6 protein-coding genes are annotated in these 6,000 nt (G+C 34.4%); all 6 read right to left on the reverse strand.

The window, feature by feature from the left end:
- Positions 1-230: 230 nt before the first annotated feature.
- The 6 genes from QO200_RS07185 to QO200_RS07210 all read right to left on the reverse strand — a co-directional run bounded on the left by QO200_RS07185 (position 231) and on the right by QO200_RS07210 (position 5,366).
- On the reverse strand, positions 231-1,607 hold the full coding sequence (locus QO200_RS07185; protein ID WP_371538235.1) for a rhodanese-related sulfurtransferase: 1,377 nt from the start codon (positions 1,605-1,607) through the stop codon (positions 231-233).
- 259 nt (positions 1,608-1,866) lie between these two features.
- Positions 1,867-2,508 carry a hypothetical protein gene (locus QO200_RS07190; RefSeq protein WP_371538237.1) on the reverse strand — a complete coding sequence of 214 codons (642 nt, stop codon included), beginning with the start codon at positions 2,506-2,508 and terminating at the stop codon, positions 1,867-1,869.
- The gene (locus QO200_RS07195; RefSeq protein WP_371538239.1) at positions 2,498-3,460 is read right to left on the reverse strand and encodes a YHYH protein; all 963 of its coding nucleotides are present in this window, start codon (positions 3,458-3,460) and stop codon (positions 2,498-2,500) included. Before QO200_RS07195 ends, QO200_RS07190 begins: the two co-directional genes overlap by 11 nt.
- Positions 3,461-3,578: 118 nt before the next feature.
- Positions 3,579-4,139, reverse strand: coding sequence for a carboxymuconolactone decarboxylase family protein (locus QO200_RS07200; RefSeq protein ID WP_371538242.1), 561 nt, complete (start codon positions 4,137-4,139; stop codon positions 3,579-3,581).
- 68 nt (positions 4,140-4,207) lie between these two features.
- Entirely contained in the window at positions 4,208-4,360 is a 153-nt protein-coding gene (locus QO200_RS07205; RefSeq protein WP_371538245.1) for a helix-turn-helix domain-containing protein, read from the reverse strand.
- A gap of 214 nt (positions 4,361-4,574) precedes the next feature.
- Positions 4,575-5,366, reverse strand: coding sequence for a DUF6503 family protein (locus QO200_RS07210; RefSeq protein ID WP_371538247.1), 792 nt, complete (start codon positions 5,364-5,366; stop codon positions 4,575-4,577).
- Positions 5,367-6,000: the final 634 nt, after the last annotated feature.

The raw sequence follows: 6,000 nt of genomic DNA on the forward strand, positions 1-6,000 counted from the left end.
GAGTTTGTTAACGTAAATCTAATTAAATTTAACAAATATTAACAATTTATTTTCATCGATATCCTGTTTTTGTTATTAATAAAGCAACGTAATCAGGCAAGTCTCTTTACTCAATATTTTGATTTAAAAGGAGTTGATGTTTATTTTAGATGCGAATATGTGTTTTTAAAAAAAAAGCCTATCTCAACGAATTGAAATAGGCTTTTTAAAATGGTATTAGATTCTTCCTTTTAATCTAACATCTTATATAATTTATCAGATAAACGAATTCTAAAAGGCAATTTAAAAGTACAAACATCTCCGGCGACCGCTTTATTAGCTGCTATGTCGTTTACTAACATTTCAGTGATTGTCAACTTTTCTTCGCCAGTCGTCATTCCTTTAATCAAGATAGTATCACCTACATTGATCTCATTTTCTTCAATTAAAAACTGTCCAACACTTGGTTTTGGAAAAAAGTGGGTTCCTTTACCGATGTATTGTTTTTTTATCTTAGGTGCTTTTTTAGCCAAAGCTTTAGATTTGGTTAAATCGGCAAGATTAGGAACTGTCGCCAATGGATCTTGATTTGCTTCTCTATTTTTAAAAGTCAGCACATCTGATTTTCCTTTTTTGAAAATTTTATTTCCGTTCTTGATACCACGACGAATTGCTTTTTGCTCTTCTTCTGGTAAATGAATTACATCAATACAATCCTGTGAGCAGCAACCTTGCATTTCTTGCGCACATTCCTCACATTGAATAAACAATAAGTGGCAACCTTCATTGATGCAGTTCGTATGTACGTCACAGGGTTTTCCACATTGGTGGCATTGCGAAACGATATCGTCCGTAATTCTTTCGCCTAAGCGGTGATCAAATACAAAGTTTTTTCCAATGAATTTACTCTCTAAATTTTCTTCCTTTATTTGTTTGGCATAATTAATTATACCACCTTCTAGCTGATATACATTTTTGAATCCTTGATGCTTAAAGTAAGCCGAAGCTTTCTCACAACGAATTCCTCCTGTACAGTACATCACTAGGTTTTTATCTTCTTTAAAACCTTGTAATTGTTCGTTTATAATAGGCAATGACTCTCTGAAAGTGTCTACATCAGGTGTAATGGCACCTTTAAAGTAGCCAATTTCACTTTCGTAATGATTTCTAAAATCAACTACAATGGTATTTGGATCATCTAAAATAGTATTGAATTCTTTTGCTTTCAAATGCACTCCAATATTAGTCACATCAAAAGTTTCATCATTTAATCCGTCAGCAACAATCTTGTCACGCACTTTGACAGTCAATTTCAAAAACGAGTGATCGTCTTGCTCTACAGCAATATTCAATCGCATGCCTTGCATGAAATCATACTTTTCAATAGTGTCTTTAAAAGCGTAAAAATTATCTGCTGGTAGCGATAACTGGGCATTTATTCCTTCTTTGGCCACATAAATACGACCAAGAACCACTAGTGGGTCCCAAGCGCGGAATAAATCGTTACGAAATTGTGTTGGATCTTGAATTTGCGCATAAGCATAGAAAGACAAAGTAAGTCTTTGTTTTCCGGCATCATCAATCATGATGGCTCTTTCTTCTGCGCTTAAAGTGTTATACAGTTGCATGCTATAAACGGTTTAAGTGTGAAAAATTATTTTTGCAAAAGTAGGGAAAAGGGACTAAATGGCAAAGTTTCTACCGTTCTAAGTTTCTAGGAGCTATTTCCAGCTTTCCGCTATATCTCTTGTCTCCGCTATCGCTACTACAAGAGGATGCCGCTGCAATCTGGGCTAGGGCATTTGGGATTATTGAAGATTTGATTTCATTATAAAACGAAAAAAGCCCAGAATATACCCCTGAGCTATTTGTTGTTTATTTTGAATTTTATTTTCTAAAGTTTTTTCGGTCTCTATAACTAATGTAAATCAGCGGAATCATTGCTAGAATTAGAAAGAACGAAATGTATAGGATGTTTTTCATCTTTAGTTCATCAATTCTACTATTAACCCAAGTACCTTCTTTTAGTTTTAACTGAATCGTTTGTTCGTTATTGTTTTCTAAAATGTATTGTGCTTTAGGAAAACCATCGATAAGCATAATTACAGCCATTTGATTGTGAGGCATGTCCTTAAACATCGTGTTTGTAAAATTAACTTCTTTTATTGAGTTAGGTACATTCAGGACTTCAACAATTAATTTAGTTTCATGCCCCAGTAATACTAATGGGCTACCAAATTTCAAAGTGTCTTTGCCGTTAATGATGAACAAAACATTTTTATTAAAGTGATCGATGACTAATTGTTGAAATGCTTCGGGTGTTTTATAAGCGTTTTTTGAATAGAGGTAATCAATTTCTCCTTCAAAAGCGGTCAAAGAACTAGTTATTTGTAATACATATTTTCCGTCATCAGTCTTTGAAAGTACTGATGTAGAGAAATCAGGCTGATGTGCATGTCCAACAATAGTGAATAGGAACAGCGCCAGAATAAAAGACCATTGCTTTATGATTTTCTTTTTATAGGACATATTCTCCGTGTAAGCTATTGATAAAGTTATTATTTCCTGGAGCATCAACGTGGTAATGGTATCCTCTTGTAGTATCAGTATGTCCGCGCGAAGCATCTAGGTCAGTATATTCTTTACCATCAGCATCTAGGCGCTCAAAGATTCCGTACCCGTCAAATGCATATCCTATCATAGCTGAGTGACTGTCTGCTTGAGCAATTTTTGTTGTTAACCCTGTTGCCGCATGATAATGATAACCGGCAGCTAAATTAATATGTCCTCCTGCATCGTCAAATGGAGCTAGAGTATAAGCTGCCAAAATCACGCTAGTAGGTGCCGGAGCATCAAACACAACTCCGTTAAAAGCGAGACCTCTAGAACTTGGGCCGTTTGACATTGGGCCGTTTCCAAATGCTATTGCTGAACTTGCGGCTTTTGGTGTAACAGGTAAGTAGTAGGTGTGCGATAAGTTGGCGACATAAGAGGGTAAGCACTCTACACAATAATTTCTATATTGAGCACCTACATTAGGATTAGCTGCTTCTTCGCATTCCGTTTTAGTACTTGTTTTAGTGATTGCTCCAGTAGTAGCATCATACATCATCCAAGTATTGTCTTTATAAAAAGTAGCCATGTTTTTTACAAAGGCACCATCGACATCATATACTTTACCTCCTTCTAACCAGATTCCCCCTTTTGAGGCATCATCAGAAATATTAGACGGACACCATGGCCCCATAGTATGATCTGAAGCTAAACTATTTACCACTATTTTATAGCAATCAGCAGTGGATCCATCTGGTAATGTTTTAGATACAATTGTGATAGGCTCAACTAGTCCAGCAGTTAAAAAGTTGGCAGGAGTCACATTTACGATAGTTGCATCGCTGTCTGTTTCAGCATCATCTTTATTACAAGCGTTTACTAGTGTAAGTAGCACTGTCGAAAATAAAATAAGGGTTAATTTACTCATAACTATTGTTGATTTATAGATTTACAAAAAGTAAAAGTATAGAAAAACCCTCCTGTTATTTAACACTAATCAGTGAATTACCTCTGGTTTTCAGTCAATGGCTGTCGATGAGTTTTTTTTAATCTTCTATTTCGTTTCCAACTGCAAAGGGCTCCAATTCCTCGTTTATAATGTTCTCAGTAATGTGATTGATATAGTTACTCATTGTTTTTAAAGAAACACCCACAATAATTTCCATTACGTTTTCTGGCGAAAAACCAGCATTGTAAAAAGCCTCTAAATCTTTTGCTTCTACATTTCCTCTTGTCACAGTTATTTTTTGAGCTAAAGTAATTAGTTCGTTTAAGCGGGCGTCTGGAAGTGTTTGTTGTTTTCTTACTGCATTTAGTAACAGAGAAGGAATTCCGTTTGCTTTGGCAGCTCGGGTATGCGCAGCGGTGCAATAGGCGCAATCATTGACAACGCTCACCGCTAATAAAATCAGGTGTTGTTCGCCAGTGGTAAATGAAGTTTTTGCAAAAGTATTGAATAGACTAGTGTATCCTTCTAAGGCCGCCGGAGCACCTGCCATGTAGCGGAATAAATTAGGTAACATTCCGTATTTTTTTTCAGCATTTTGAAGTGATTCTTTTGACTCTTCTGGTGCGCTTTCTATAGTGTGCTTGATAAATTGTTTCATTTTATTATAAGTTTAAAATTATGAAACAAAGTTAATTCTTATTAGCTGCTTAAACAATGGACAAAGGTTCACTGATGATTTTGCCTATATTTTGTAGGCGATAGTCCCGTTTTGTTTTTAAACACGCGACTAAAGTAGTATGGGTCTTGAAAATTCATTTCAAGAGCAATTTCTTTGACCGTTTTTTTTAGTATTGAGTAAAAGCGATTCGCTGTGGTCAATTTGTCTTTGCAACAACAACTGACATGGGGGTGGAATGTCCATTTTTTTTGACAGTTTACTTAAATACTTTGGTTTGACATCTAATTCTCTTTCATAAAAGGCAATATCATGCTCTTCTATGAAATGTTTGTCAACTAATATTTTAAATTTTTGTAGTAGGTCCATCTATTGAATTTAGTTGAGTTTGAAAGAAAAGCATTAGCATCTTTAGTACTATTTATGATTGTTTGTCACATTCTCGGTCAATATTTGAGATAGTTCTTTCAACTTTCCTTGCTCGTATAATTGAGGTAAATCTTTTAAAGCGGTTTCTAATGGCGCTTCATAATTGATATAATCCTGAAAAGTCAAACCATCAATTACCCGTGTATTAAAAGCCGCTCTAAAACGTACTCCACCATCATTTGTTAGATAGTTATACGCTAAATAGTCAATCTTATGCGTTTGTTTGTTTATCCAATAGTGAAATTCATCATCAAAATCTTTTCCGCCACCATCTTGACCAAAAGTTACTTTTATCACATCATACTTCTTGCCTTTTATGGTCGTTTCTTCTACGAATGTTTTATGTACCGAAGGATCTTGCAATTTATACGGAAGCGTAGCAAAATAAATAACCGAATTTAACGCTTCAGAATATTTACTTTCATCTTCTTTGCTTAAGGTTTGTAAATTACTGTTTATGCTTCTTTCAAATTGATCAGGAGTCATGACATCTTTAATAAGTGAATCTCCTTTTTTTATTTCAGATGAATAGGTATATGTAGCTTCGTTGTTCTTGAAATGGTATTTTTTGCCTCTAAAACCAAATGAATAATCGGCACTTTCATACAATTTTCCACCGTGCGCTTCGATAGTGCGATTAACTATAGAATCTGCTTTTGTAAGTGATTTTTCGGAGACAATGGTGTCGTTTTTATCTGTTACTTCAGTATTTTCCTTTTTCTTGTTACAAGAAAATACTAGAACTGCCGTGATACAAAGTAGTATTAGATTTTTTTTCATTTTTTAAAAATATCACATTTTATATAGAAGCAAGAAAGGATTTTCTTTTTTATAAAAATTTTAACGTCAATCAAGCTGTTCTAAAGCCAAATGTTTTTTTAAGAGCTATTTTACTTTGTATTTGATAGAAAACAGAGGTAAACTTCGATTCGCACGAAACTTATGATTAGTCCTCTATCTTCTACTTGAATCCCAGAGAATTTGTTCAAATAATTAAGGTCCAATAAAGGCTCTGAAAAGCAAATGAAACTCTGAATCTTTTAATATATTGACGTTTCTACCTCAAAAAAGAGAGATTTAGTACTGAATTATGCAAATATGGAAAGTTTTAACCGTGCAGTCCTAAATTGGCAGTCGTTTAATAGGTTGATTGCTTTTTAAAGGTATAGATTTGCCTACTTAACCCCATTCGTCAGGACAAATAGCCCCATTTGTCTATACAAAAGTACCTTTTAGGCTTTTAATGTAATTAACTTTCTAGAACAAAACTACTTTTGAGACTTAAACAAAACAGCGCATTATGAAAAACAGTAAAATTATTGTTTTATTACTCTTACTGCAAATTCCAGTGATATTGACCACCCAATTCCAATTTAAAGTGACCACCTGATTCCAATTCAAAATGACCACCTAA

It is taken from the genome of Flavobacterium sp. Arc3, assembly GCF_041431375.1.
Classification (GTDB): domain Bacteria; phylum Bacteroidota; class Bacteroidia; order Flavobacteriales; family Flavobacteriaceae; genus Flavobacterium.